This is a genomic window from Paraburkholderia sp. FW306-02-B, assembly GCF_058782725.1.
The window spans coordinates 1397264-1423841 of record NZ_JBYSXZ010000001.1 but is presented as its reverse complement, the minus strand read 5'-3'; the positions used below and the strand labels follow the sequence as shown (position 1 = coordinate 1423841).

Genomic DNA, 26578 nt, shown 5'->3' with positions numbered 1-26578 from the left:
TCGATGCTACGCGTTATGGCACGCTCGTGCCTCCGACGTGGCACGCACAAGCATCGCGGCTTGCGGACAACATCGGCGTCGCGCCTTTACGCCGGCGAACGCGCCCTTTTACAATGCTAACTGAACTAGCCGTCCGGATTCCAGCTTGAATCGTTACGCCCTGCTTCTCATCACCTCGATGTTGCTCGTCGGCAGCAATGTCGGAATCGGTAAATCGATCGTCGCGTTTGTCCCCGTCCCGCTGTTCGCGCCGCTGTGCTTCGTGATCGCGATGGCCGTGTTGTGGCCGCTGCTGCGTGTGGCCAAGCTGCGCCGCGTCAAACGCGACGAATGGTTCAATCTGTTTCTGCAGGCGCTGTTCGGCACCTTCGGGTTTACGCTGCTGATGCTCAACGGCGTGCAGCGCACCAGCGCGGTCGCCGCCGGCGTCATTACCAGCACGATTCCCGCTGTCGTCGCGCTGCTGTCGTGGCTGATCCTGAAAGAGCGGCCGACGCTCGCGCACGGCATTGCGCTCGCCTGCGTGGTCGCGGGCATCGGTCTCGCGAGTCTGAGCGTCAAGCGGGTGCCGCCGGTGGCCTCGTGAGCGTCGAGGCCCGCGGGGATCCGGCGCGGCAGCGTCCGCCCCTCGATCCGGCCCGCGCCGTCGCGGCAAATTCAGGAGGCGCTGTACAATAGCGCGCCTGGCGCGAGTTTTCCGGCCCGCCCGGGCCGTACACCGCGTCGTCCGCGCCTGGTCCGTGTACTGTGCCGCGCGCCTGATCCGCGCGTTCGGCCCAGGCGCCAGACCGGCGCATTTAATCTGCGTATTTGATCCGCATTCCATCACCTGCGCCTCATCCGACTCTAGCCTATGTCCGCCACGCGACCCGACTTCGCCCGTCAGCGCCGCCCGATGCGCCCGCTGCCCGTCATCATCTTCATGAGCCGCTGGCTGCAGGTGCCGCTCTACCTGGGCCTGATCGTCGCCCAGGCTGTCTACGTGGTCCTGTTCCTGAAAGAAGTCTGGCATCTTGTCTCGGCGTCGATGACGCTCGACGAAACCAGCATCATGCTGGTCGTGCTCGGGCTGATCGACGTGGTGATGATCTCGAACCTGCTGATCATGGTGATCATCGGCGGGTATGAAACTTTCGTATCGCGCCTCGGCGTAGAGGGGCATCCGGACGAACCGGAATGGCTCGACCACGTGAACGCCGGTGTGCTGAAAGTGAAACTGTCGATGGCGCTGATCAGCATCTCGTCGATCCATCTGCTGAAGACCTTCATCAGCCCCGATCAGAATACGACGCACACCATCATGTGGCAGGTGATCATTCACGTCGCGTTCCTCGTCTCGGCACTGGTGATGGCGCTGGTCGACCGCCTCACCACGCACACGCACCCCAAACATTTTCAGGAACCCGCGGCATTGCATGTCGTGAGTTCAAACAGTTCACACGATTCCACTCCCCTGAAGGCGCACGACTGACCGCATAACCCTGCGGCCAGAAAACAGGCGCCACCGTCCCCACTGAGCTAGCCATGACCGTCATCAAACAGGAAGATCTGATTCAGAGCATCGCTGATTCGCTACAGTACATCAGCTACTACCACCCGCTCGATTACATCCAGGCCTTGGGCCGCGCGTACGAACTCGAACAGAGCCCGGCCGCGAAGGATGCGATTGCGCAGATCCTGACCAACAGCCGCATATGCGCCGAAGGCAAGCGGCCGATCTGCCAGGATACCGGCATCGTCACGGTGTTCGTGAAGGTCGGTATGGACGTACGTTGGGACGGTGCGACGATGAGCGTCACCGACATGATCAACGAAGGCGTGCGCCGCGGCTATCTGAACCCCGACAACGTGCTGCGCGCATCGATCGTGAGCCCGCCGGAAGGCACGCGCAAGAACACGAAAGACAACACGCCGGCCGTGATCCACTACGAGATCGTACCGGGCGACAAGGTCGACGTGCAGGTCGCGGCCAAGGGCGGCGGCTCGGAGAACAAGTCGAAGTTCGCGATGCTGAACCCGTCGGATTCGATCGTCGACTGGATCCTGAAGACCGTGCCGACCATGGGCGCAGGCTGGTGCCCGCCGGGCATGCTCGGCATCGGCATCGGCGGCACCGCTGAGAAAGCGATGGTGATGGCCAAGGAATCGCTGATGGATCCGATCGACATCCAGGACGTGATCGCACGCGGCCCGAAAGACTGGATCGAAGAACTGCGCATCGAACTGCACGAGAAGGTCAACGCACTGGGCATCGGCGCGCAGGGTCTCGGCGGTCTGGCTACCGTGCTCGACGTGAAAATCATGGCTGCGCCGACGCACGCTGCAAGCAAGCCGATCGCGATCATCCCGAACTGCGCCGCCACGCGTCACGCGCACTTCACGCTGGATGGCTCGGGTGTCGCGAAGCTCGAAGCGCCGTCGCTCGACGCATGGCCGAAGGTGCAGTGGGAACCGAATACGGAAACCAGCAAGCGCGTCGACCTGAACACGCTGACGCCGGAAGAAGTCGCCGGCTGGACGCCGGGTCAGACGCTCCTGCTGTCGGGCAAGATGTTGACGGGCCGCGACGCCGCGCACAAGCGCATCGCCGATATGCTCGCGAAGGGCGAAAAGCTGCCGGTCGACTTCACCAACCGCGTGATTTACTACGTCGGCCCGGTCGATCCGGTACGCGACGAAGCGGTCGGCCCGGCCGGCCCCACCACCGCCACGCGGATGGACAAATTCACCGAAACGATGCTGTCGCAAACCGGCCTCATTTCGATGATCGGCAAAGCCGAACGCGGCCCGGTCGCGATCGAGGCAATCAAGAAGCACAAGGCCGCGTATCTGATGGCCGTGGGCGGCGCCGCGTACCTTGTGTCGAAAGCGATTCGCAGCGCGAAGGTTCTCGCGTTCGAAGACCTCGGCATGGAAGCGATCTACGAGTTTGACGTGCTGGACATGCCGGTAACGGTTGCGGTCGATTCGAACGGCACGTCCGTGCATCAGACCGGCCCGAAGGAATGGCAAGCCAGGATCGGCAAAATTCCGGTCGCGACGGTTTGATTCGCTGCTAACGCCTGTCACGTGTGTCAAGAAGCCGGGGCTGCGGTCCCGGCTTTTTCATAGCTGCGGCAAGCGCGGCGCGTGACGCCAGGAACAACGTCAAAAGATGCATCCGTTTCCTTGGCTTTTTCAGGTCTGGCGTTTATTGTTGTTGAAAATTCAAAGCCCCCATAAGGAATCATCATGCAAGGCGACAAGAAAGTTATCGAGTATCTGAACGCTCAACTGAAGAACGAGCTCACCGCCATCAATCAGTATTTCCTGCACGCACGGATGTACAAGCACTGGGGCCTCGAAAAACTCGGCAAGCATGAATACGACGAATCGATCGGCGAAATGAAGCACGCCGACTGGCTGATCGAACGCATTTTCATGCTCGACGGCCTGCCGAATCTGCAAGACCTGCACAAGCTGCTGATCGGCGAGGAAACCAGGGAAATCCTCGAATGCGATCTGAAGCTCGAACAGATCTCGCAAAACACCTGTAAAGAAGCGATTGTGTATTGCGAATCGGTTCGCGATTTCATCTCGCGTGAAATCTTCGTCAAGATTCTCGACGACACCGAAGAACACATCGACTGGCTCGAAACGCAACTGGATCTGATCGACAAAGTCGGCATTCAGAACTACCAGCAAACCGCGATGGGTTCGGTCGAGTCCTGATCGAACCAGGCTGGAAAAGCCCACGCGCCGGCTCATGCATCAGATCATGCGCGCGCGGGCGATATACTTGCGCACTTCCCTGTTTTCGTGATTTTCCCTTGACCGCTGTCCCGCACGCGCCCTCTTCGCCTATGCCTGCAAAATCGCCGTCTCCGAGTGCCCCGCTTGTGACCTCAGGTGCCAATGCGCGCGCGCCAGTCGGCATTTTCGATTCGGGCCTGGGTGGCTTGTCGGTGCTGCGCGCGGTTCGGGCGCAACTGCCGGACGAAGCGATTCTGTATGCCGCCGACTCGCTGTACGCGCCCTATGGCGAACGCGACGACGACTTTATCGCCGACCGCACCCTCGCGATCGGTGAATGGCTGGTCAAGCAAGGCGCGAAAGTGTTGGTGGTCGCATGCAATACGGCGACGGCGCAGTCGATCGCGCTGGTCCGCGAAAAGCTGCCGATTCCGTTGGTGGGCGTAGAGCCCGGCGTCAAACCGGCCGCGCTGCAATCGAAAACACGCGTCGCCGGCGTGCTCGCCACGCAAGTCACCTTGCGCAGCGCCCGCTTTCAGGCGCTGCTCGAACGCTACGCCGCGGATTGCCGCTTTCTGTGCCAGCCGGGCCACGGGCTTGTGCAGGCGGTGGAACGGTGCGACGTCAGTTCGGCCGAACTGCGCGCGCTACTGCGCGGTTATCTGCAGCCGATGCTCGATGCCGGCGCCGATACACTGGTGCTCGGCTGCACCCACTATCCTTTTCTCGATGCGGCGATCCGCGACATCGTCGGCGACCGGCTGACGCTGATCGATACGAGCGTCGCGATTGCGCGCCAGCTGGAACGGGTGCTCGACCAGCACGGCCTGCGCGCCGCCCCGGAAAGCGGCAGTGTTCTGCCCCGTTTTTTTTCGACCGGCGACGGCGCCCATCAGCAACAGCTCGCCGCCACCCTGCTACATATCGACGCGGCAGTCGAACGCGTACTGATCCCCTCGCGCCGCACCGCAACGCCGGATTCCCAAGCCGCATAAAACCATCGGAAGCGCTGCTTTGACGCCGCCGAGCGGCCTTCTTGCGCGCTTTTTAGGCGTTTTTTGGCGTTTCTGCACCCTTCCAGCCACTCTCGCCGCCCCCTGTCTATCGGCGAAACCCTTCTAACAGTCTGGTTTTGTTACAAAAATTCATGCGGGACGCTTGCCAAACGCCTCAAACAAAATGATAATAATTCGCATTAACGTTAGCTATGACGCCCTACCATGATTGTCTGTGTCTGCAAGTCTGTCTCTGACCGAAAGATCCGTGCCTCGATCGCGGAAGGCGTCGATTCGTTCGACGAGCTTCAGTTCGAACTGGGTGTCGCCTCCTGCTGTGGCAAGTGCGCGGATTCCGTGCGCGACGTCATGCTGCAAAGCGGGGTCTGTGCGAGCCGCTGCGGCTTCGAGCATCACCAGCAAGTGATGCCGCTGACATTTTACGAACGCAAGGCGGCCTGAAGTCAGGTTCACGGCGCGGCCCATGCCGCGCCAGAAGTGTTTATCGCTCCGGTTCACCGCCTCACTCTGCTTCTCACGCTGCTTCTAGCGTTTTCCCACTGCCGTCAGCAAGCCAGTATCCGTACCAGCCAGCTACCCGCCTCCCCCGTTAAAAGGAGCTTGAGATGGAATTGCTGATCGGTTTCGTAACTACTTTGTGCATTTCGCTGCTGATCTTCCGAACATGACGCTGTCTTGTCTGACGTGCTGTATCGACGGCGCGCCGCCACGCTAAGATGCCGGCTTCGCCTACCGTTTCAGCCGGCGCCGCGCCGGCCACTTCCGTCCGAATGAATTCCCGTGCCTTGACCGTGACTGCCGCGGTGGCCGCGCTTCACGTCGCGCTACTGGCCGTTGTGCTCACACTGCGTAACGAACCCGTCGTACGGCCGATCGAGTCACGCACCATGACCGCCGAGTTGCTGAGCCCCGCGCCGGTCGCGGCGCCCGTCGCATTGCAATCGATCGCGCCGCCACCTCCCAAGCCGACGCCGCCGGTTCACACCAAGCCGAAGGTCCAGCCGAAACCGGCACCCACGCCCAAACCGACGCCTACTCCATTGCCGCAGGCCGCCGCGCCGTCGCCAACGCCGGTCGCAGCTGCCGATCCGACTCCGCCCGCACCTGCTGCGCCGGCAGCGCCCGCCGCTCAGGCCGCGCCCGCAATCGGCCGTCAGACGATGGAAATCGCCGCGCCGAAGAACGTCTCGCACCTCGACTGCAACATCGCCAGGCCCGACTACCCGTCGCTGTCCAGGCGACGCGGCGAAACCGGCACCGCGTATGTGAAGTTCGTGGTCGGCCTGACCGGCAAGCTCGAAAACATCGAACTGAAGAAGAGCAGCGGCTTTAGCCGCCTCGACGATGCCGCGCTCGCCGCCGTGCATGCAAGCGCCTGCAAACCGTATCTCGAGAACGGCCAGCCGATTCGGGCGGCGTACACCCAGCCTTACGACTTCAATCTGAACGATTGAGGCAGCTTTCAAAAAAAGGAATTGCAATGCAAAACTACGGATTGGCGCACGTGTGGGCGCAAGGGGATTTCGTGACGCGCGGTATCGCGCTCGCGCTGTTGCTCATGTCGGTGATGTCGTGGAGCGTGATCGTCATCAAAGGCTGGAACGTGATGCGGCTGAAGCGCCTCACGAAGAACGCCGAGCAGGCGTTCTGGCATTCGGACGATCTCGCCGACGGCGTGAAGAAGCTCGGCGCCGAATCGTCGACGCCGCAGGACAACCCGTTCCTCGCGCTGGCGGTCTCGGGCCAGGAAGCCGCCGATCACCATCATCAGACGCAGCCGCACCTGCACGACCGCATGGACGTGTCGGACTGGGTCACGCGCTGCCTGAAAGACACGATGGACGAAAGCGTGGCGCGCATGCAGAGCGGTCTGGCGATTCTCGCGTCGATCGGCAGCACGGCGCCGTTCGTCGGCCTGTTCGGCACGGTGTGGGGCATCTATCACGCGCTGCTGGCGATCGGTGCAAGCGGCCAGTCGTCGATCGATCAGGTGGCCGGCCCGGTCGGCGAAGCGCTGATCATGACCGCATTCGGCCTGTTCGTCGCGATTCCGGCGGTGCTCGGTTACAACGCATTGACGCGCGCCAACAAGGCGATCGTCGCCAAGCTAAGCCGCTTTGCGCACGGCCTGCACGCATTCTTCGTGACGGGCGCCCGCCTGTCGTCGTCCAGGCGCGGCGACGGTCTGCGCCTCGCCACGCGCGCCAACTGATCAGCGAGGCACTCCGATGGCAATGAGCCCCTTTGCCGGCGACGATGACGACGGCCTGATGAACGAAATCAACATGACGCCGCTCGTCGACGTCATGTTGGTTCTCCTGATCGTATTCATGGTGACGATTCCGGTGATTCGTCACGCGGTCAAGATCGATTTGCCGCATGCAAGCAGTCAGAAGGAAGACACGAAGCCCGCGCAGGTCTCGGTCTCGGTCGATGCGAACGGCAACGTGTTGTGGGACGAGCAAAAGGTCGACGACGCGACGCTGCGTGTGAAGATCGCGCAGGCCGCGCAAGCGAACCCGCAACCGGAGCTGCACCTGGATGCGGACCGCAAGGTCGCATATGAGAAAGTCGCTGAGGTGATGTCGGCGGCGCAGGCCGGCGGCCTGACCAGGATCGGCTTCGTTACACAGCCGAAGGCCAGGTAAGTACGAGGTACGGCACTCTTAAGCAGAGTCTGCAGAAGTACGGAAAAGTCCTTGTTTCAAGGGCTAAAAGTAAAAGGCCCTCATCGTCAGATGAAGGCCTTTTTTTGTGCGCACTCGGCGCCTTCGGGCGGCGGGATCACTTGCCATCGGAATGATAGCCAGTGCCATCGCATGCGGCAGCCGTGGTCGACACGGACAGCGCGGTCAGCCCTATCAGGCCGGCTATCATAGCGGCCATGAGTTTCCGCATAAGAGACTCCTTAGCGAAGGGATTTCAATATAGGCCTGCGAGCGCGCGCATTCAAGCAATCAGCCATTGAAAGTACTCATGACAAGCGGCGCTTAAATGCTAAAAGCGATGCCGTGCCACGTAAGAAATGCTATGACGCGACGGCGAGTACCTGCTGCGTAACGGGCTTCTTTTCTTCCCGCGCCGGACATTCGCCTGCGGTGTGTTTACCGCTGTCCGGGTCGAGCATCTCGACCAGATAATCGACGAATGCGCGCACCGCCGGCACCATCCCCTGCCGCGAGACGAATACGGCGTATAACTGCGGCGTCGGAAAGGTCCAACCCGGCATCACCGGCGACAACTGCCCCGCGCGTAACGCTGCGCCGTACATCATTTCCGGCAACGCCGCGATGCCGACGCCGGCCAGTACCGCTTCGCGAATCGTCATGAGATCGGCGGTCACCAGACGCGGCTCGTGCTCATGCACGTGGCGCGTGCCGTCGGGCGCGATCAGGTTGAATACGTGGCGGCCGTCGCTGGTCGGCACATCGAGCGTTTCGAAGCGGTTCAGATCGGCGGGCAACAGCGGTGGTGCGTTCTGCTGCAACAGGCTCGGCGCGCCGACCAGCATCTGCTGCGTGCGCCACAACGGCCGCACGACGATGTTGGCGTTTTCCGGCGGATCGGAACGCACACGCAATGCGACATCGATCGAATCCTCGAACAGATCGACCACGCGGTTCGTCACACGCATCACGACGCGCACCTCCGGGTAGCGATGCATGAATTCCGGCAGGATTTGCGACAGGATGGTCTGCGAGATGGTCACCGGCACGCTCACGCGCACGGTGCCGCGCGGCGACGAGCGCAACTGCTGCACGACGTTGACGGCCGCCTGCGCCTCGCTGAGCATCGCCTGACAGTGCTGGTAGAACAGTTGCCCGGCTTCGGTCAGCGCCAGCTTGCGGGTGGAGCGCTGCAGCAAACGCACGCCCAGCGATGCTTCCAGCTCGGTCAGCCGGCGCGAGAGCCGCGACTTCGAGATGCCCAGCACGCGCTCGGCGGCGGAAAAGCCGCCATGTTCGACAACCTGCGAGAAGTACATCAGGTCATTCAGATTGTGTGAATCGATCTTCATCTCATCGTTCCAGTAATAGAACAATCCATTGCGTGACAGCGGCTGGCACCTCGAAAAACGGTCCCTATAATAGCTCCATGTTTCAAAAATAACGCTATTCCCCATTTTTTAAGGTGACTTTGATGAGCACGACACGCACGATCGAACGCACGTATCCCGCCGTTCGCACGACCGAGGGTGGCGGCTTTATCGTCCACCGGCCGTTCCCGACCCGCATGCTGATGGATTTCGACCCGTTCCTGCTGCTCGACGAAATGGGTCCGATCGACTACGCGCCCGGCGAGGCCATAGGCGCGCCAGACCATCCGCATCGCGGCTTCGAGACGGTCACCTATGCGCTCGAGGGTCAATTCGGCCATAAGGATTCAGCAGGCCATTCGGGCACGCTGCATGCCGGCGACGTGCAATGGATGACCGCGGGCGCCGGCGTCGTGCACAGCGAAATGCCCGATCCGGAGTTTGTCCGCACCGGCGGCCGCGTGCATGGATTGCAGCTGTGGGTGAATCTGCCGCGCCGCGACAAGATGATCGAGCCGCGCTACCAGGAGATACCGTCGTCGAGCATTCCGGTCGCGACGTCCGCGGACGGCAAGGTGCGCGTCAAGGTCATTGCCGGCGAGGCGCTCGGCGTCAAGGCGGCAATCGAAACACGTACGCCGATCCTGTATCAGCATTTCTCGCTGCAACCGGGCGCGACGATTCAGCAGCCGGTGCCGGCGGACTATCGTGTGTTCGCCTACAGTCTGTCGGGCAAGGGCTTTTACGGCGAAGGCGACGCGCGTCAGGAAATCGACGCGCGGAAGATGGTCGTATTTCAGAACGACGGCGATAGCGTCACGCTCACGGCCGGCGCCGAGCCGCTCGAAGTGCTGTTGCTCGGCGGCGTACCGCTGAAAGAACCGGTGGTGCGCTACGGCCCGTTCGTGATGAACACCGAAGATGAGATCCGTCAGGCCGTCACCGACTACCAGGCCGGGCGCATGGGCGCGATCACACACTGATCGGGCACTGGACACCGGGTACGCCTGGCCACCCGGAAACACCGCGGCGCGGTTAGCAACGCGCCGCCGCGCCGCACCATGTGGCGCGAACGCCGGTAAATTCGTTCACAATAGCGATTCATGCCGCGCGCCGCGCCGTTTAGCCATAACGGTTGCCGGCGCGCGGCGATTTCCGTCCCTGTTCAGGAGCGCGCATGGCAGAGTCCACCGTCACCGCCCACATCGGTTCGACGAATTTTCAGGTCATTTTCGACGACGGCAAGCACACGTGGCTCGCCGACGAACCCGAGTCGCTGGGTGGTGGTGATCGTGGGCCGGCGCCCATCGCGCTATTGCTGTCGAGCCTCGGCGCCTGTACGTCGATCACGCTGAAGATGTACGCGCAGCGCAAGGGCTGGCCGCTCGCCGGTGTGCGCGTGGCGCTGTCGATGGAAACCGGCGATGCCGGCTCGACCATCGACCGCCGGATCGTGCTGGAAGGCGATCTGTCCGACGAACAGCAGGAACGGCTTTTGCAAATTGCCAATGCGTGTCCGGTTCACAAGATCCTGACGCATTCGATCACGATTCGTTCGGGACTCGCAGTCGCGTAACGTCGCGCGAAAACGGCACAAGACCCGGCTGAACAGGGCAGAACGTATTGCAGCGCTTTCATAGGAAGCTGTCGTCTTGAATTTCGAACACCTTATCCAGATCAACGATCCGTTGAATCCGTTTGTCGACACGATGACCCGCGAGCAGTTGTGGGAAGGTCTCGTGCTGCGCGCCGAGCAGCCGCAGCTGTTTGTGCTCGGCCTCGACAGTTGCACCATCCTGTCGCGCACCGGGAACATACTGGAACGTGAGCTGCACTACGGCCAGGCCACCGTGCGCGACCGTGTCACGCTGCTGGAGAGCCAGAGCGTGCGCTACGACATTCTGCCGACCGAATCGCATGTCGGCGGCTCGCTGACCATGACCATCGAACAGCCCGACGAGTTGCAGCTGTTTCTGCGCTTCGAGTACACGACCACCCTGCCCGTCTCCGACGACCAGGATGCGGTGCAGACGACCGAGATCGTCAAGTCGGCGTATCGCGAGTCGGACATCGATACGGTGCGGCTGATTCGTCAGTACATGCAGACGCGTCAGGAACCCGGTTCGTTGCATTGAAATTTGCGCGTGGGCGGCCCGCCCGTGCGTTAGCATTCCGGGCCGCCAGTTTGACGGCGGCCCCGCCTCCATGCCTTTCATCGCTTTGCTCCCGCTTGTCTGGCTATCGAAAGTCGAATCCGATCAATTTCTCTTTCTTGTAAATAGGAATAGTTATCATTTAGAATTAGTCCATCGAATCGACTAACAGCTAAAACGAATGACCGATCTCACGCGCTCTTCCACACTCAGCCTGCGCCGCCCGGCGGCCGCGCTGACCAGCCGTCCGAAACCATCGACGGCTACGGCGACCGCCACGAAGCCCGTCGCGGATCGCGTCAACAGTTCGGGAGAGTCGTCGAATCGGGTTGTGCGCAGCGACGCACTACTGCAAGGACAAAGCCACGTCAGCATCATCCATAACGGCGAAACCTACCAGCTGCGCGCAACGCGTCTGGGCAAGCTGATCCTGACGAAATAAGGAACGAATAGAAGGACGTACCGGGTATTGTGGGGACCACCTCCTCGAGAGGTGTTGGGCATTAGCCAGCCACGACGGCTTGCACGTGAGAACTAGACCCCTTCGTGCAGACACCAAGCCAGCCGTCGCAGCCAGCCAGGCCGCTTTTTTGGTCCTCATTTGGGTTCTCAACCAATGCGGATACACGAAACGACGTGTGTCGCACGCGATAGATGTAAAAAAGCCGTGGGATGTTTTCATCTCCACGGCTTTTTTACGGCCCAAACACGACAAGCACTGCGACAGCGCGCTTACTTCGACGCCCAGCCCCAGAACATTAGCCACCATGCGCTATCGACCACGGCCAGCGCCGCGACGAACCACAGCATCGCGAGGCCACGCTGAACGAAGTGCTCGCTATAGCGGCGTGTGACGAGCCAGGCCAGCCACGCGCTCCACAGGTTGGCAATCACCAGAATGCCGATGCGCAGATCCGATGCCCACCACAACGGCACATGTTCCGCGCGCAGCAGCGACAGCGTAGTGGCCGACAAACCGAGGAATACTCCCGCGCCGGCAATCGGAATCAGCCCTTGCGTCAGATGATGCAGACGCACGAAGTTGAAGCGCCCCAGCATGCGCGTGGCGCCCGTCAGCAGCAGCAGCAGCGCCGTGCCGTACACCAGCGCCGTGGCGAGGATATAGCCGATCACCATCGTGCCGTCGAGCCACGAGAACACGTCGTTCTGCTCGGGGTAATGCGTGAACAGAAACCACGGCACGTCGGTGTCGAGCGGCCACGTGATGTCGTGATCGACCAGCCACGTCGCGAAGAACATCTTCAGGTCGACGAACCAGCGCGAAGCGGTCCAGTGGAACGCGCCGATCGCGATGCCGAGCAGGCCATAGAGGATCAACGCGGTGTCCCATGCGCTCGCCTGCTTGTCGCCGAGCTCGACCACTTCCGATGAAGACGCGCGCCACGTCAAGGCAATCGCGTCGCGATGCCCGCTGCAACGGCCGCACATATGGCAGTCCGATGCGCCCTTCATATTGCGCAGCGGCACCAGCGGCGCGCAATTGATCGGAATCACCCGATGCCCATGCTCACCGTTCTTGTACGAACGGCGCCACGCGTCTTCGTCGACTTTGTAGTGAAACGGCGCGAGGCGCGCCAGAAGCGAAAAAACCCCGTTGACGGGGCACAGATATTTGCACCAGACGCGCTTCTCGCGCCCGTACAGCAAACCGATGATCATCGCCGCGAAGGTCGAGCCGCCGAGCACCAGCAGCACCGCCTTCGGATACTGGTAGACACTCACCATCTGGCCGTAGATGGTGGTGAGGCCGAACGCGACGAACGGCCAGCCGCCCCAGCGCATCCAGCGCGGAATCGCCCAGCCGCGGCCATATTTGCTGGCGAACTCGGCGAGCGCGCCTTCCGGGCACAGCACGCCGCACCATACGCGGCCGAGCATCACCATCGACAGCAGCACGAACGGCCACCAGATGCCCCAGAACACGAACTGCGCAGCAAGCGTCAGGTTGTTCCACAGATGCGCGGTGTCGTCCGGCAGCGGCGTCACCGCCGGCACCAGAATCAGAAACGCGTACACCGCCACGACCACCCACTGAATGCCGCGAATCAGCCCGCCGTGACGCTGCATCCATTGACCGGCCGCAGCGAGGCGGCCTGGGCGCGCCATGACTGTACTCACGCTGCGCGCCCAGCGGCCTGCTGCACCGGCTTACGGTTCGCGCGACGCACCAGCAGATAGACGACCGCCCAGTACGCAGCGTAGGCAATCAGATTCATCAGCGCCGGATGCGCGCGATAACCGGTGAGCGTGGCGACCAGCGAACCGAAGGTGCTCGAATCGTCGAGGATGGCTGACGAATTCCACATCTGGCCGACCAGCGTCGGCAGAATTTCCTTGTCGATCAGCTTGTCGACGCCGGTCTGGAACAGGCCCGCACCGAGGAACAGCAGCATGATCTCGGTGACGCGGAAAAAAAGCCGCCACGAGAAGAACTTGCCGCCCAGTTGCAATGCGTAGAAGGTCAGAAGTGCGAGACCGAGGCCGATGAACACTGCAAGCATCTGGCTGCCGTCCACGTGACCCGACTGACCGAAGCCGAGGCCGTACAGGAAGATGACCGTTTCGCTGCCTTCACGCGCAATCGCCAGCGCGACCAGCAATGCGACGCCCCACCAGTTCGAATCGCGTGTGCTCTTTTGCAGCGACTGTTCCATGTCGCGCTTGAGCGAGCGGCCGTGCTGCTTCATCCACAGCACCATCTGCACGATCAGCACGCAGGCGACCAGCACCATGGCGGTCTGGAAATAATCCTGCGCGTCACCGGAAAGCACCTCGGTGAAGCCGACCAGCGCCGCGCCGAGCGCGACCGCCGCGATCACCCCAGCCGCGACGCCGCCCCACAAATACGGCAAACCACGGCGCGCATCTTCGTCGCCATTCTTCAACCACGCGTACAGGATGCCGACAACCAGCAATGCCTCGACACTTTCCCGCCATACGATGAACAACACCTGACCCATCTAGCCCTCCGTCTACTGCAGTGGCGAACGCCCGATCAACTGCGCTCGCGGCCCAAGCCCTTATTTCGCGACGATCACGCCCTGCGCCTGCTGGTGAAAGTCGTCAAAAAACTTGTACTCGCCCGGATCCAGCGGCGCGATCACGACGAACGATTCCGCCCCCGGCGCCAACACCTTTTCCTTGCGCAACTGAACGCTTTCGAACTCGGCCGCACCCTTGCCGGTGTTGCGTATTTCGATCTTGATACGCTGTCCGACAGGCACCTCGATACGTGCCGGATTCAGCTTGCCGTCGTTCATTTCCAGCTTGAAGGTCGGCAAATCGGCCGCGTGCGCGGCACCGGCCAGCGACGCCATCGTGGCGAGGATCGCGATCTTTCGGTTGATTCTCATTAGCCCTTCCGGAGAACACGGCGCAGCGGGTTTCATCGCCCGGGCGCCGCCTGCTGCATTCACTCACTCACGCGGTGGCCACGCGGGAATGCGTGGCAAGCCGTGACGATTCCCGGCGATCAGTAACCGCCCTTCTTGCCGATACCCGCGAACGTGAAGTCGTATTCGAGCGTGATCGGCTTGAACCACGAGCCCACGCCGGTTTCCTTGTCGACGTGACGGCCGAAGGCCATGTGGCCAGTTTGCATCGGCGCTTCGACGACCATCTTCAGGTGATACTTGCCCGGACCTTGCAGCTTGACGTTGTCGCCGTAGTGCGGACCGTCGTTGGCGACCATCGCCATCATGTCGCCCTTCTGCGTCTGATTCGAACCTGCTTTCGTCAATTCGTAGCGCACTTGCAGGTACGGCATCCAGTCGCCTTCGGCGAAACCGGTCGGGTTGTTCTTGACCGCGTGGATATCGGCCTCGAGATGGATGTCCGAATCCGACGCTTTGCGCATCATGCCTTCGGGTTCCATCGTGATCGGCTGCAGATACACCGCGCCGATTTCCATGCCGCCCTGAATCTGATGCTTGCCGATCGGGTATTCCGCTGCTGTTGCCGAAAGCGCCGCTACTGCGGCTACCGCTGCGGCGCCACCGCGCACCAATGAAGAAATCCGCATTGAAACTCCTTGTTTTTATCTGACTGGAACCGAACCGATTGGAACAGTACGTTGCGTGTGCCTTGATGCGGCGACCCACCAATCCCTTGGCAGAGGCGATGGGTCATAAGCAAATCGCATATACGAACGTTAATGCGAACCATTCTCAATATTGGTCGAGTTTATCATCGTTCGACAGGGAGAACAAATGCGACAGCACGCAAAGCCTTATGGCAGCGGGGTCTTAAGGCAGGCTTAAGGAAGGGCGCGTGGAGGGATTGGCGGGTGAACGGCCTGCGGAGACGGGACGCGGCACATTGCCGCGCCCAGGTGCGGGAGGAAACATTGACTCGAACTTAGTCGATGCCGGACACGTGATCGCCGACGTTGGCGCCGAATACGCGCTGACGCAGCAGCGCCAACTGGTCGCGGGTCTGCGCGGCCTTTTCGAACTCGAGGTTCCTGGCGTGCTCCATCATCTGCTTTTCGAGACGCTTGAGCTCCTTGGCGAGCTGCTTCTCGGACATGTCCTCGAATTTCGCGCGGGTTTGCTGCTCCTTCAGTTCGGCGCGCGCGTCGTCGACGTTGTACACGCCGTCGATGATGTCCCGAATACGTTTGACCACACCGCGCGGCGTAATGCCGTTCTCGAGGTTGAAGGCGATCTGCCTGGCGCGCCGCCGCTCGGTTTCGTCGATTGCACGGCGCATCGAATCGGTCACTTTGTCCGCGTAGAGAATCGCCTTGCCGTTCACGTTACGCGCGGCCCGGCCGATGGTCTGAATCAGCGAGCGCTCGGCGCGCAAGAAGCCTTCCTTGTCCGCGTCGAGGATCGCGACCAGTGACACCTCGGGGATATCGAGCCCCTCGCGCAGCAAGTTGATCCCGACCAGCACGTCGAAGGTGCCCAGACGCAGATCGCGGATGATTTCGACCCGCTCGACCGTGTCGATATCGCTGTGCAGATAGCGCACCTTGACGCCGTGATCGGCCAGAAACTCGGTGAGCTGCTCGGCCATCCGTTTGGTCAGCACAGTGACCAGCACGCGGTCGCCCGCCTTGACGCGCTCGTTGATCTCGGCGAGTACATCGTCGACCTGCGTGCGTGCCGGACGCACTTCGATTTCCGGATCGACCAGCCCGGTCGGACGCACGAGCTGCTCGGCTACCTGCCCGGCCGTCTTCTTTTCGTAATCGGCCGGCGTGGCCGATACGAACACCACCTGGCGCATCTTGCGCTCGAACTCGTTGAACTTGAGCGGCCGGTTATCGAGCGCCGACGGCAAACGAAAACCGTAGTCCACCAGATTCTCTTTGCGCGCGCGGTCGCCGTTGTACATGCCGTTCAGCTGGCCGATCAGCACGTGCGATTCGTCGAGCAGCATCAGCGCGTCCGACGGCAGATAGTCGACCAGCGTCGGCGGCGGCTCGCCGGGCGCGGCGCCCGAGAAGTGCCGCGAGTAGTTCTCGATACCTTTGCAGAAGCCCAGTTCCTGCAGCATTTCCAGATCGAAGCGGGTGCGCTGCTCGAGCCGCTGCGCTTCGACCAGCTTGCCTTCGCCATAGAAGAACTCGAGCCGCTCGCGCAGTTCGTTCTTGATGGTTTCGACCGCGCGCACCACGGTATCGCGCGGCGTCACATAGTGCGACGACGGGTACACGGTGAAACGCGGAATCTTCTGGCGCACGCGGCCCGTAAGCGGGTCGAACAGCTGCAGCGTCTCGACTTCGTCGTCGAACAGTTCGAGGCGCACCGCCATTTCAGCGTGCTCGGCCGGGAAAATGTCGATCGTGTCGCCGCGCACGCGGAACGAACCACGCTGGAAATCGGCTTCGTTGCGGTTGTACTGCATCGCGATCAGCCGCGCGATGATGTCGCGCTGGCCGAGCTTGTCGCCGGTGCGCAGCGTCAGAATCATCTTGTGATACTCGGACGGGTTGCCGATACCGTAGATCGCCGACACCGTGCCCACGATCACCACGTCGCGCCGCTCCATCAGGCTCTTGGTGGCGGACAGCCGCATCTGCTCGATGTGCTCGTTGATCGACGAATCTTTCTCGATGAACAGGTCGCGCTGCGGCACGTACGCTTCCGGCTGGTAATAGTCGTAGTACGAGACGAAATACTCGACCGCGTTGCGCGGGAAGAACTCGCGGAACTCCGAGTAAAGCTGGGCGGCAAGCGTCTTGTTCGGCGCGAACACGATCGCCGGGCGGCCGAGCCGCGCGATCGTGTTGGCCATCGTGAAGGTTTTGCCGGAGCCGGTCACGCCGAGCAGCGTCTGGAACGACAGGCCGTCCTCGACGCCCTCGACGAGCGTGTCGATCGCCGTCGGCTGATCGCCGGCCGGCGGATACGGCTGGTAGAGCTGGAACGGCGAGCCTTCGAACGTGACGAATTTGGATTCGTCGAGCGTATCGTCGACTTCAGTCAGATGGTGTTCGGACATGTGGGCGGCACCGGGCCTTGGGCAAAAGACTATTCTAGCGGTTTGCGGGAAACGCGGGCTCAGCGGGTCTGCGTAGGGTTCCTGGGGGCGCGGGCTTGCTTGCGGCCCTTCGTGCGAGCGTGCCGGGGCGGCGCTTTTTGAGCGCCGGGCGGCCGGCCCCGGGCTGGTCCCGGGCAGATCCGCTACGGGCACGTGGCGCCGGAGTGCCTGTTTTTCAAGCAAATAATTCGCTCTGACGGCCTTCCCATCCCGAAAAATGCCCGCGGATTCGCTACAATGCCAAGTCGCGCTCGTTCGCCGCTGTCCGCCGCCGGTCCCGGTCTGCACCTTTTGTCAGGCACCTCAGCCGGGCCGCCCGCGCTCGAAGCCACCCCTCTTTTTACAACTGCTGCTGCCCACCCATCATGTCTCTGTTCTCCGCCGTCGAACTTGCTCCCCGCGACCCGATTCTGGGCCTGAACGAAGCCTTCAACGCCGATGCGCGCGCCACCAAGGTCAATCTTGGCGTCGGCGTGTACTTCAACGAAGAAGGCAAGATTCCGCTCCTGCGCGCCGTGCGCGACGCGGAAAAGGCTCGTGTCGAAGCCGCGCTGCCGCGTGGCTATCTGCCGATCGAAGGCATCGCCGCCTACGACGCCGCTGTGCAGAAGCTGCTGCTCGGCAATGACTCGCCGCTGATCGCCGCTGGCCGCGTGGTGACGGCACAGGCATTGGGTGGCACGGGCGCGCTGAAAATCGGCGCGGACTTCCTGAAGCGCCTGAACCCGAACACCAAGGTCGCGATCAGCGATCCGAGCTGGGAAAACCACCGTGCGCTGTTCGAAGGCGCCGGCTTCGAAGTCGTGTCGTACCCGTACTACGACGCGCACACCCACGGTGTGAACTTCGAAGGCATGCTGAGCGCGCTGAACAGCTACGCTGCGGGCACGGTTGTCGTGCTGCACGCGTGCTGCCACAACCCGACCGGCGTCGATTTGAGCGTCGAGCAATGGAAGCAGGTGGTCGAAGTCGTCAAGGCACGCAATCTGGTGCCGTTCCTCGACATCGCCTATCAGGGTTTCGGCGACAACATCGAATCGGACGCTGCAGCAGTGCGCCTGTTCGCCGCATCGGAACTGAACGTGTTCGTGTCGTCGTCGTTCTCGAAGTCGTTCTCGCTGTACGGCGAGCGCGTCGGCGCGCTGTCGATCATCACGGGCAGCAAAGAAGAATCTGCTCGCGTGCTGTCGCAACTGAAGCGCGTGATCCGCACGAACTACTCGAACCCGCCGACGCACGGCGGCTCGGTCGTCGCAGCCGTGCTCGGCTCGGCTGAACTGCGGGCCACGTGGGAAGCGGAACTGGCCGAAATGCGCGACCGTATCCGCGCAATGCGCAACGGTCTGGTCGAACGCCTGAAGGCAAGCGGCGTGGATCGCGACTTCAGCTTCGTCAACGCGCAACGCGGCATGTTCTCGTACTCGGGTCTGACGGCGCCGCAAGTAGACCGTCTGCGTGAAGAATTCGGCATCTATGCCGTCGGCACGGGCCGCATCTGCGTGGCTGCGCTGAATACGCGCAACCTCGACGTGGTGGCGAGCGCGATCGCGCACGTGCTGAAGTAAAGCTTTCCAAAGCGCGTGCGCTTGTCGTGCGTTTCTTTTTGCGCGCTTTGCTGAAACTGGTTGTAGAAACGGCGCCCTTTCGGGCGTCGTTTTCGCGTGCCGCTAACTACCGCCAACTACCGCTTCAGCGAGAATCCCGGTGAATATCGTGCGTGACAAAGCCCGCGTCGTTCTCGGGCATGTCGAGCCAATCGGGCTGCGCAAGCGATTGGCGGATATCCTGCAAACCGCTTTCCCAGTGTTCACGCATCGTCGACAGGCCGAACTGGAAGTCCTTGAAGTGCCCTTCGTATTCCTTCTGCCGGTAGATGAGGTGGATCACGTTGTAGCGCTTCGAACACGATAGCTCGTCGGCCAGCTTGCACCACGGATCGTCTCGCTGATCGGCCGGCACGCGATCGAGCACCTCGCGCAACACATGCCGGAAACGCTGCGATCGCTGCAGCATGTCGGTCACAAGACGTGTGCGGCTCGAATACTGAATGTCTTTCACGCGCCCCTGGACGTCGGTGATGTTGTCCGGCACCGGCCCGATCGCACTCCAAAGATCGACCTGGAAGGCGAGCGTGTCGCGGCGCGGCGTGGTCTGAATCACTTCGTAGAGCGGCGTGTTCGACATCAAGCCGCCGTCCCAGTAGTACTGGCCGTCGATTTCAACCGCCGCAAAGCCCGGCGGCAACGCGCCCGACGCCATGAAATGCTCCGGCTTCAGTGTCGTGTGCGTGTTATCGAAGTACGCAAAATTACCGGTGCCGCAATTCACCGCACCGACCGATACCCGTATTTCGCCGGAATTGATCCGGTCGAAATCGCACAACGCTTCGAGTGTCGCTTTCAGCGGCGCAGTGTCATAGTAGCTGGCCGCTTGCGGCGGCCCCGACACGGTGGGCAACGGCGGTGGGAAGCGCGGCACGAAAAAGCCCTTCTGCCCTTCCATGATTGCGCCCATTGCCTGCGTCGCGGTGAAGGCTTTGCGCACAGCGTCGCTGGAATTGAAGAGTGCATGCTCGATGAAGGCAGGCAGCGGCGGCCCGAAAGCCGGTTGGCAGATCGTCTCCCAGAATTGCCGCAGCCGTTCGACGCGCTTCTCCGGCGGATTGCCGGCAATGATGGCGGTGTTCAACGCACCGATCGAAATGCCGGCGAGCCAGTTCGGCTCGATGCCGGCTTCGTAAAGCCCCTGAAAAACGCCTGCCTGATAGGCGCCCAGCGCGCCGCCGCCTTGCAGCATCAGCGCGACGGTTTCATAGTCGGGTACACGGAGCAGCCGGTCGGGACGGACGGAAGGCGCCGGCCCGGCGCCCTCACCATCCCCGTCGCCCGGCGCGCCGACGCGCGCCCGCTTGAGATTGCGTTGCGCCATGTGCGCCTCCTTATTGCATGTACCAGCCGTGGCTCACAATAAAGGACTGGCCGGTCAGCGCCGCAGTCGGGAAAGTGGACAGGAACAGCACTGTCTGCGCGACGTCTTCCACCGTGGTGAAGATGCCGTCGACCGTGCCGCCCAGCATCACGCGCTTGACCACGTCTTCCTGGCTGATGCCTAGCTCCTTGGCCTGCTCGGGAATCTGTTTGTCAACCAGCGGCGTGCGCACGAAACCCGGACACACAACGTGCGAACGCACGTTATGCTTCGCGCCTTCCTTCGCCAAAACGCGCGACAGACCCAGCAACGCATGCTTGGCCGTCACGTAGGCGGACTTCAGCGGCGACGCTTCGTGGGAATGGACCGAACCCATGTAAATCACGATACCGCCGCGATCGTCCTTGTACATGTGTTTGAGCGCCGCCTTGGTGGTGAGGAACGCGCCGTCCACATGGATCGCCTGCATTTTCTTCCAGTCGGAAAACGAGTAGTTTTCGATCGGATTGACGATCTGAATGCCGGCGTTGGAAATCAGAATATCGACTGAGCCGAGCTCGGCAGCGACCTTGTCGATCCCCTGGTTGACGGCGTCTTCGTTCGTAACGTCCATCGCGACGCCGATTGCCTTGCCGCCGCCCGCTTTGATTTCTTCAGCGACGGCGTTCGCGCCGTCCTGATTCAGGTCGGCAATCGCGACCGCAGCGCCCGCCGCGGAAAGCGTCAGCGCAATCTGCTTGCCGATGCCGCTCGCGGCGCCAGTAACTACCGCGACCTTGCCATTCAGATTCGTATTCAGTGACGACATCCAGAACCTCCATGCAGTTGATGAGCAATGACACCACAAGCCGCAGGCGGCGTGAAGTCAGCCGAACGGCATAAACCGTCCGGCCGGATGTTGCACTGCGGCCAACGCTGCTATTGTGCATGAACCGCGTGAACCACATCTGGAAAACGCACATCGGACCGTATCTCTTTAAACTGGACGTTTCAGCGGGATTCCGGCGGCATCACTACAAAGGAGGAATGCATGAATTATCGACGTCTGGGCCGTTCCGGCCTGCAAGTCAGCGAGCTGTCCATCGGCTCATGGGTTACCTACGGCAATCAGGTCGACCATCGCGCGGCGCGCGAATCGCTCGCCGCCGCGCGCGATGCGGGAGTCAATTTCTTTGACAACGCCGAGGTGTATGCCGCGGGCCAATCCGAAGAAATCATGGGTCAGGCGCTCAAGGAACTGGCATGGCCGCGCGTGAGCTACGTGGTGTCGACGAAATTCTTTTGGGGTCTGGAAGAGGCGCCCAACCAGTACCACACGCTGAACCGCAAATATCTGCTGAACGCGATCGACGCGTCGTTAAAACGCCTTCAACTCGATTACGTCGATCTGGTGTTCTGTCATCGTCCTGACCCGAACACGCCGGTCGAGGAAACCGTCTGGGCGATGAGCGACATGATCGCGCGCGGCAAGGCGTTGTACTGGGGCACGTCCGAATGGAGCGCCGATGAAATCCGCGCCGCTTACGACATTGCCGAGCGGCATCATCTGCACAAGCCTGTCATGGAACAGCCGCAGTACAACCTGTTCCACCGCAAGCGCGTCGAGCAGGAATACAAGCGGCTTTACGAGGACATCGGCCTTGGGCTGACGACCTGGAGCCCGCTCGCCTCCGGCCTGCTCACCGGCAAGTACCGCGATGGCGTGCCCGCCGATAGCCGTGCGCAGTTGCAAGGCTACGAATGGCTGCGCAAGCAGGTGACCGATGCCGGCAAGAACAACGTGGTCGGCAAGCTCGGCGAAGTGGCCGACGAGCTGGGCTGCACGGTCGGCCAACTGGCGATTGCGTGGATCCTGAAGAATCCGAATGTGAGCACGGTCATCACCGGCGCGTCGCGGGTCGAACAGATCGCTGAGAACATGGCCTCGGCAGAGGTGGCGGAGCGTATCACGCCGGAGATCAAGCAACAGATCGAGGAGATTATCGGCGACGCCTACAACTAAGGCGGCAGAGCGTCCGCCAAGCCGTGAACGCGGCCCGCGCAGCATCCGGGCCGTGTCGCGCGGAACGCACTGCGGCCTGCAACGCGGCGTCGCGTACAATACGCGACCGCACACCGGTTGTGCCGCCGCATTGCATCCGCATCGCCGAATCCGCCCTGGACCGGCACGCCCTCTTTCAGCGTCTCCTCATCATGCTCAGCTACCGCCACGCCTTTCATGCAGGCAACCACGCCGACGTTCTGAAACACGCCGTCGTGTTGCAGCTACTGCGCTACCTCGGCCAGAAGGACAAAGCCTACTGGTATATCGACACGCACGCGGGCGCCGGCGTCTATTCGCTGAAGGAAGGCTACGCGACCAAAACCGGCGAGTTCCAGACCGGTATCGCCAAACTATGGGGCCGCAACGATCTGCCGCCGCTCTTCGCCGATTACGTCGACGAGGTGAGCGCGTTGAATCCGGATGGCCAGTTGCGCTTCTATCCGGGCTCGCCGTATATCGCGTGGCGGCAGATGCGCGAGCAGGACCGCATGCGTCTGTTCGAACTGCACACCACCGAGATCGACGTGCTGCGCCACAACTTTCGCGATGCAGGCCGGCGAGCCATGCTCTACGCGGGCGACGGCTTTGACGGCATTCTGGCCTTGCTGCCGCCGGCGCCGCGCCGCGCGCTGGTGCTGCTCGATCCATCGTACGAGGACAAGCGCGACTACACGCGCACATTGCGCTGCGTCGAAGAGAGTCTGAAGCGCTTTCCGACTGGCACGTATGCAGTCTGGTATCCGCAGGTGAAGCGCCTCGAATCGCAGCGCTTTCCCGATCAGTTGAAGAAGCTGCAGGAGCGCAACTGGCTGCATGTGAGCCTGACCGTCAGCAATCCGCCGACCGACGGTTTCGGCCTGTTCGGCAGCGGCATGTTCATCCTGAATCCGCCGTACACGCTGGCAAAAACGCTGAAAGAGCAACTGCCCTGGCTGGTCGAAGCGCTCGGTCAGGACAAGGCAGCGCAGTTCAAGGTCGAATACCGCGGCGATTGATCTTTCTCGCCGGCTGCGCGCATACGCCGTCGAAGCGGTACGGCGGGCAGCCTGACGGTGAGCGGCTTAAGCCGCTTACTTCAGTTGCGCGGCGGCCTTGCGAGCGAAGTCGTTGGTATAGGTTGCGTTCAGGTCGATCTTTTTCGGGTCGAGCCGGTTGTCGAACGACGACAGCGCGCGCAATGAGGTGGCCGGGCCGTCCGCGGGCATCAGGCCATCCGGCGAATACGCGTCGCGCACGTTGTGGAAAGCTTCCACATAGAGCGCCGAGTCGTTGAGCAGATAGGCCGGCGGCACCATCTTCAGCAAGTCGGCGTCGCTTGCGGTCTGCAGCCAATGGTCAGCGCGCACGATCGCGTTGGCGAGCGCCTGCGTCGTCTTCGGATACTTCTGGATAAAGCTCTCCGATGCATATAGCGTCGCTGCCGGCATCGTTCCGCCGAATATCTCTTGCGTGCCCTTCACCGTGCGCGTGTCGACCAGCACCTTGATCGCGCCGCTGTGCTGCAGCTTGGTCATCATCGGATCGACGTTGGACAGCGCGTCGATCTGACCACCGCTTACTGCGGCTAGTACCGTTGCACCACTGCCCACACCGATCGCCGAAATCTCGTTGCGCTGTACGCCGGCTTTGCGCAAGGCCACGGTCAGCACCAGATCGGTCGACGAACCCGGCGCGCTTACGCCGACTTTTGCGCCCTTGAAGTCTGCCAGCGTCTTGATCTGATCGGCCTTCGACTTGAGCACCGCAACGACGATCTGCGGCGCGCGCCCCATCAGCGCGAATGCTCGATAGTGCTGCCCCTTCGCCTGCATGAACAGCGTGTGCTCGAATGCGCCGGCGCCCACGTCGGCGCTGCCGCCCACTACCGCTTCCAGGGCCTTTGATCCGCCCGCGAAATCTTCGAGCGTGATGTCGAGCCCTTCGTCCTTGAAATATCCCAACTGCTGCGCCGCGAGCACCGGCAAATAGTAAAGACCCGGCAAACCACCGACGGCCATTGTCAGCGTGGGTTTTTCCGGCGTGTCTTTGGCGAGTGCAACAGCGGGTAGCGCAACGAGCGCGATCAGTGTGGCGCATCTGCCGGCGGCACGCCGCATCCAGTGAGTAGGCATTTCGATGTCTCCTTGTTCTGTTTTCGTTCGATGCGGCGGCACAGCGCAATGTGCATGCCCCATATCGTTGGCGTGAGGCCGCGCAACGATTGTCGTCGGACGGTTTCACCCACGCCATGCGCCGAAACCCGAATGGCCCAATGCCGTGCGCGTGATCCAAAGGCGCGCGTCAACACACGGCGGCGCCACGCAGGGGCCGCGGCTCGAACGTCAACGAATCGCGGAGGAACTGCTGAGAACTATCGCGCGGAAGACGCTTATTGCGGACGTAGCGCCGGACCAGGCTGCGGTTGTGGTTGCGGCTGCGGAACTCCACCGCCGCCGGGCAACTGGATGTAAGGCGCGACAATGATCGGGATCGACGAATTCGGCGTCAGTTCGGTGGGTGCCGCGATTGGCTGAGCCTCGACGATCCGCGCCCGCGAAAGCGGTGCGGTTTGCAGCACGGTGCCGCTCTGGCCATCGCTAATGCCGCTCTGCGTGTCGAGGATCAACGGCTTGCCGGTATTGCTCGACGCGGCGAAGCTCGCCGGTACCGCGAAAACCGTTGTCAGCGATGCGGCGACGGTGGCCGCCAGTATGGATTGGAGCGAGCGGACAGGAAGCATGGGCGGACCCGATAAGTTTTGGGAATGCCGGATTGCGCAAAAAACGCTTTACCTTACCGCGGTGGCAACCTTCAGGCTAGTCGATATTGGCCTGTAGACAGTTTTCGAGCATAGATTGCCTGCAGTTCGAGGAGTCCAGATGTGACAAAGCCCCGTCTATACGGGGCTCAACACTGTACTGCTATGGCCGCGCGACGCGCGCTGCCGGGTCAGACTTGATGCGCGTGCTGCTTACAACGAGTAGCCGTTGGTTTCGAGCGAGCGGATGCGTTGCTCAAGCTGAACGATATCCGACGACGACGCCAAGTAGGCTTCACGACGGCTACGTTCTGCGGTTTCAAACCAGGTGCTCAGCTTTTCAAGAAGGTATGCAAACATGATGTTCTCCAAGGATCAGATTGAATCCCCGGTGAGTTGTGCATCAGGGATTTCCCGTAAAAGGGTTAACCCGGATTATAACCCTATGGTGCAACCTGGCTAGTGAAATGCCCGCATGACGTGCATTCCGTTTTGGAATGGTGCACGCGATTGGGGCGTCTAAGTTTTTGATTTTATGAGATGTATGGCGATTTTTCCGTGACAGGCGGAATTTCCCGCACCAAAACGCACATTATTGGTGCGTCCACGTGACAGGTTGCAACAAATGTCACATTCAGGTTGCACCACCCCCCTGTCAAATCGGATGACAGCCCTTCCCCGACACCAGATCCGTATCCGCCAGCCGCTCGATAATCGGGCAGTCCGGACGCTCGTCACCGTGGCAATGATCGGCCAGATGCGCCAACGTGTCGCGCATGTCCGTGAGTTCGGCGATGCGGCGATCGAGATCCGCGACGTGTTCAAGCGCAATCGCCTTAACTTCGGCACTGGCGCGCGATCGATCGTGCCACAGCGCCAGCAGCCGGCGAATGTCTTCGACCAGAAAACCGAGCCGGCGCGCCTGCCGGATGAAGCGCAGCGAATGAACCTCCTGCGGTCCATAGACGCGATAGCCGGCGCTCGTACGCGCTTTGGCTGCCAGCAAGCCGACCCTCTCGTAGTAGCGAATCATTTTCGCCGTGACGCCCGACGCGCGAGCCGCTTCACCGATGTTCATGACTGTTTACCCAGTATGTGCGTCGATCGTACACCTTCCCATGATGGGAAGGTCAGTCACTCAAGTGCGTATCGGCAGGCATAATTCAACCATCGCAACATTCATTTTTTCGAGGCAATCCAGATGACGATCGAATTCCAGGTAGAAGGCATGAGCTGTCAGCATTGTGTGGCGGCAGTCACCCGGGCGATCCGTGAACACGACGGCGCCGCGCAGGTACAGGTCGACCTGGCATCCGGCCGCGTGGTGGTCGAATCGGCGCAGCCGGCCGAAACGCTGAAGGCCGCGATCGACGAGGCCGGTTATACGGTCACGGACGTGATCAGCGGCGCGGCCCGATAAGG

At 61.7% G+C, this 26578-nt stretch carries 29 protein-coding genes and 1 pseudogene; 17 read left to right on the top strand and 13 right to left on the bottom strand.

Annotation, left to right across the window (positions count from 1 at the left end; all coding sequences use genetic code 11):
• Window positions 1-145: 145 nt before the first annotated feature.
• From AC3WOG_RS06290 to AC3WOG_RS06280, 3 genes and pseudogenes are all read left to right on the top strand, one after another.
• Window positions 146-494 (top strand): annotated as a pseudogene (locus AC3WOG_RS06290) (EamA family transporter); the annotation flags it as partial.
• Window positions 495-895: 401 nt separating this feature from the next.
• On the top strand, window positions 896-1471 hold the full coding sequence (locus AC3WOG_RS06285; RefSeq protein WP_492579730.1) for a TIGR00645 family protein: 576 nt from the start codon (window positions 896-898) through the stop codon (window positions 1469-1471).
• 53 nt (window positions 1472-1524) lie between these two features.
• A complete protein-coding gene (locus AC3WOG_RS06280; protein ID WP_492577177.1) occupies window positions 1525-3048 on the top strand; it encodes a fumarate hydratase in 1524 nt (507 codons plus the stop codon).
• 26 nt (window positions 3049-3074) lie between these two features.
• Here AC3WOG_RS06280 and AC3WOG_RS06275 read toward each other — a convergent pair whose 3' ends face one another.
• A complete protein-coding gene (locus AC3WOG_RS06275; protein ID WP_492577176.1) occupies window positions 3075-3233 on the bottom strand; it encodes a hypothetical protein in 159 nt (52 codons plus the stop codon).
• Between AC3WOG_RS06275 and bfr the strand changes: the two genes are divergently transcribed.
• From bfr to AC3WOG_RS06245, 6 genes are all read left to right on the top strand, one after another.
• The gene (gene bfr, locus AC3WOG_RS06270; protein WP_341312691.1) at window positions 3232-3711 is read left to right on the top strand and encodes a bacterioferritin; all 480 of its coding nucleotides are present in this window, start codon (window positions 3232-3234) and stop codon (window positions 3709-3711) included. The two genes, AC3WOG_RS06275 and bfr, sit on opposite strands and share 2 nt — an antisense overlap.
• Window positions 3712-3842: 131 nt before the next feature.
• On the top strand, window positions 3843-4727 hold the full coding sequence (gene murI / locus AC3WOG_RS06265; protein ID WP_492577175.1) for a glutamate racemase: 885 nt from the start codon (window positions 3843-3845) through the stop codon (window positions 4725-4727).
• A 225-nt stretch (window positions 4728-4952) separates the two neighbouring features.
• Entirely contained in the window at window positions 4953-5189 is a 237-nt protein-coding gene (locus AC3WOG_RS06260; RefSeq protein WP_492577174.1) for a (2Fe-2S)-binding protein, read from the top strand.
• 275 nt (window positions 5190-5464) lie between these two features.
• Window positions 5465-6202: an energy transducer TonB gene (locus tag AC3WOG_RS06255; RefSeq protein ID WP_492577173.1), complete on the top strand. Its 738-nt coding sequence runs from the start codon at window positions 5465-5467 to the stop codon at window positions 6200-6202.
• 26 nt (window positions 6203-6228) lie between these two features.
• Window positions 6229-6960, top strand: a complete 732-nt coding sequence (locus AC3WOG_RS06250) for a MotA/TolQ/ExbB proton channel family protein (RefSeq protein ID WP_492577172.1) — start codon at window positions 6229-6231, stop codon at window positions 6958-6960.
• A gap of 16 nt (window positions 6961-6976) precedes the next feature.
• A complete protein-coding gene (locus AC3WOG_RS06245) occupies window positions 6977-7396 on the top strand; it encodes an ExbD/TolR family protein (RefSeq protein ID WP_492577171.1) in 420 nt (139 codons plus the stop codon).
• A 380-nt stretch (window positions 7397-7776) separates the two neighbouring features.
• Here AC3WOG_RS06245 and AC3WOG_RS06240 read toward each other — a convergent pair whose 3' ends face one another.
• Window positions 7777-8766: a LysR family transcriptional regulator gene (locus tag AC3WOG_RS06240; protein ID WP_492577169.1), complete on the bottom strand. Its 990-nt coding sequence runs from the start codon at window positions 8764-8766 to the stop codon at window positions 7777-7779.
• A gap of 122 nt (window positions 8767-8888) precedes the next feature.
• Between AC3WOG_RS06240 and AC3WOG_RS06235 the strand changes: the two genes are divergently transcribed.
• The 4 genes from AC3WOG_RS06235 (at window position 8889) to hemP (ending at window position 11379) form a co-directional block, all read left to right on the top strand.
• Window positions 8889-9767, top strand: coding sequence for a pirin family protein (locus AC3WOG_RS06235; RefSeq protein WP_492577168.1), 879 nt, complete (start codon window positions 8889-8891; stop codon window positions 9765-9767).
• 194 nt (window positions 9768-9961) lie between these two features.
• A complete protein-coding gene (locus tag AC3WOG_RS06230) occupies window positions 9962-10360 on the top strand; it encodes an OsmC family protein (protein ID WP_492577167.1) in 399 nt (132 codons plus the stop codon).
• A 76-nt stretch (window positions 10361-10436) separates the two neighbouring features.
• Window positions 10437-10919: an SRPBCC family protein gene (locus AC3WOG_RS06225; protein ID WP_492577165.1), complete on the top strand. Its 483-nt coding sequence runs from the start codon at window positions 10437-10439 to the stop codon at window positions 10917-10919.
• Between the two features lie 199 nt (window positions 10920-11118).
• Window positions 11119-11379, top strand: a complete 261-nt coding sequence (gene hemP / locus AC3WOG_RS06220; RefSeq protein ID WP_492577164.1) for a hemin uptake protein HemP — start codon at window positions 11119-11121, stop codon at window positions 11377-11379.
• A gap of 290 nt (window positions 11380-11669) precedes the next feature.
• On the opposite strand, the gene AC3WOG_RS06215 is transcribed toward hemP, so the two are convergent.
• The 5 genes from AC3WOG_RS06215 to uvrB form a co-directional block, all read right to left on the bottom strand.
• Complete coding sequence (locus tag AC3WOG_RS06215; RefSeq protein ID WP_492577163.1) at window positions 11670-13076, bottom strand: 4Fe-4S binding protein; 1407 nt, start codon at window positions 13074-13076, stop codon at window positions 11670-11672.
• Window positions 13073-13918, bottom strand: a complete 846-nt coding sequence (locus AC3WOG_RS06210) for an FTR1 family iron permease (protein WP_492577162.1) — start codon at window positions 13916-13918, stop codon at window positions 13073-13075. Before AC3WOG_RS06210 ends, AC3WOG_RS06215 begins: the two co-directional genes overlap by 4 nt.
• Before the next feature lie 60 nt (window positions 13919-13978).
• Window positions 13979-14311 carry a cupredoxin domain-containing protein gene (locus AC3WOG_RS06205; RefSeq protein WP_341312704.1) on the bottom strand — a complete coding sequence of 111 codons (333 nt, stop codon included), beginning with the start codon at window positions 14309-14311 and terminating at the stop codon, window positions 13979-13981.
• Between the two features lie 119 nt (window positions 14312-14430).
• Window positions 14431-14979, bottom strand: coding sequence for an iron transporter (locus AC3WOG_RS06200; protein WP_492577161.1), 549 nt, complete (start codon window positions 14977-14979; stop codon window positions 14431-14433).
• A gap of 335 nt (window positions 14980-15314) precedes the next feature.
• On the bottom strand, window positions 15315-17408 hold the full coding sequence (gene uvrB / locus AC3WOG_RS06195) for an excinuclease ABC subunit UvrB (RefSeq protein WP_492577160.1): 2094 nt from the start codon (window positions 17406-17408) through the stop codon (window positions 15315-15317).
• A gap of 404 nt (window positions 17409-17812) precedes the next feature.
• Here uvrB and AC3WOG_RS06190 point away from each other — a divergent pair, with 404 nt between their 5' ends.
• Complete coding sequence (locus tag AC3WOG_RS06190; protein ID WP_492577159.1) at window positions 17813-19012, top strand: amino acid aminotransferase; 1200 nt, start codon at window positions 17813-17815, stop codon at window positions 19010-19012.
• 124 nt (window positions 19013-19136) lie between these two features.
• Here the strand turns inward: AC3WOG_RS06190 and AC3WOG_RS06185 are convergent, their stop codons facing one another.
• Both AC3WOG_RS06185 and AC3WOG_RS06180 read right to left on the bottom strand, forming a co-directional pair.
• Window positions 19137-20375: a DUF3734 domain-containing protein gene (locus AC3WOG_RS06185; protein WP_492577157.1), complete on the bottom strand. Its 1239-nt coding sequence runs from the start codon at window positions 20373-20375 to the stop codon at window positions 19137-19139.
• 10 nt (window positions 20376-20385) lie between these two features.
• Window positions 20386-21183 carry a 3-hydroxybutyrate dehydrogenase gene (locus AC3WOG_RS06180; protein WP_492577156.1) on the bottom strand — a complete coding sequence of 266 codons (798 nt, stop codon included), beginning with the start codon at window positions 21181-21183 and terminating at the stop codon, window positions 20386-20388.
• Window positions 21184-21405: 222 nt separating this feature from the next.
• Here AC3WOG_RS06180 and AC3WOG_RS06175 point away from each other — a divergent pair, with 222 nt between their 5' ends.
• Together AC3WOG_RS06175 and AC3WOG_RS06170 are read left to right on the top strand one after the other, a co-directional pair.
• Entirely contained in the window at window positions 21406-22377 is a 972-nt protein-coding gene (locus tag AC3WOG_RS06175; RefSeq protein WP_492577155.1) for a potassium channel beta subunit family protein, read from the top strand.
• Between the two features lie 191 nt (window positions 22378-22568).
• Window positions 22569-23414 (top strand): 23S rRNA (adenine(2030)-N(6))-methyltransferase RlmJ, encoded by an 846-nt coding sequence (locus tag AC3WOG_RS06170; RefSeq protein ID WP_492577154.1) that lies wholly within the window; start codon window positions 22569-22571, stop codon window positions 23412-23414.
• 75 nt (window positions 23415-23489) lie between these two features.
• On the opposite strand, the gene AC3WOG_RS06165 is transcribed toward AC3WOG_RS06170, so the two are convergent.
• From AC3WOG_RS06165 to cueR, 4 genes are all read right to left on the bottom strand, one after another.
• A complete protein-coding gene (locus AC3WOG_RS06165) occupies window positions 23490-24530 on the bottom strand; it encodes an ABC transporter substrate-binding protein (RefSeq protein ID WP_492577153.1) in 1041 nt (346 codons plus the stop codon).
• Between the two features lie 257 nt (window positions 24531-24787).
• On the bottom strand, window positions 24788-25138 hold the full coding sequence (locus tag AC3WOG_RS06160) for a hypothetical protein (RefSeq protein ID WP_492577152.1): 351 nt from the start codon (window positions 25136-25138) through the stop codon (window positions 24788-24790).
• A 231-nt stretch (window positions 25139-25369) separates the two neighbouring features.
• The gene (locus tag AC3WOG_RS06155; RefSeq protein ID WP_074265275.1) at window positions 25370-25516 is read right to left on the bottom strand and encodes a DUF3563 family protein; all 147 of its coding nucleotides are present in this window, start codon (window positions 25514-25516) and stop codon (window positions 25370-25372) included.
• Between the two features lie 295 nt (window positions 25517-25811).
• On the bottom strand, window positions 25812-26234 hold the full coding sequence (cueR, locus tag AC3WOG_RS06150) for a Cu(I)-responsive transcriptional regulator (RefSeq protein WP_492577151.1): 423 nt from the start codon (window positions 26232-26234) through the stop codon (window positions 25812-25814).
• Between the two features lie 123 nt (window positions 26235-26357).
• On the opposite strand from cueR, the gene AC3WOG_RS06145 reads away from it, so the two are divergent.
• Window positions 26358-26576 (top strand): heavy-metal-associated domain-containing protein, encoded by a 219-nt coding sequence (locus tag AC3WOG_RS06145; RefSeq protein ID WP_492577150.1) that lies wholly within the window; start codon window positions 26358-26360, stop codon window positions 26574-26576.
• Window positions 26577-26578: the final 2 nt, after the last annotated feature.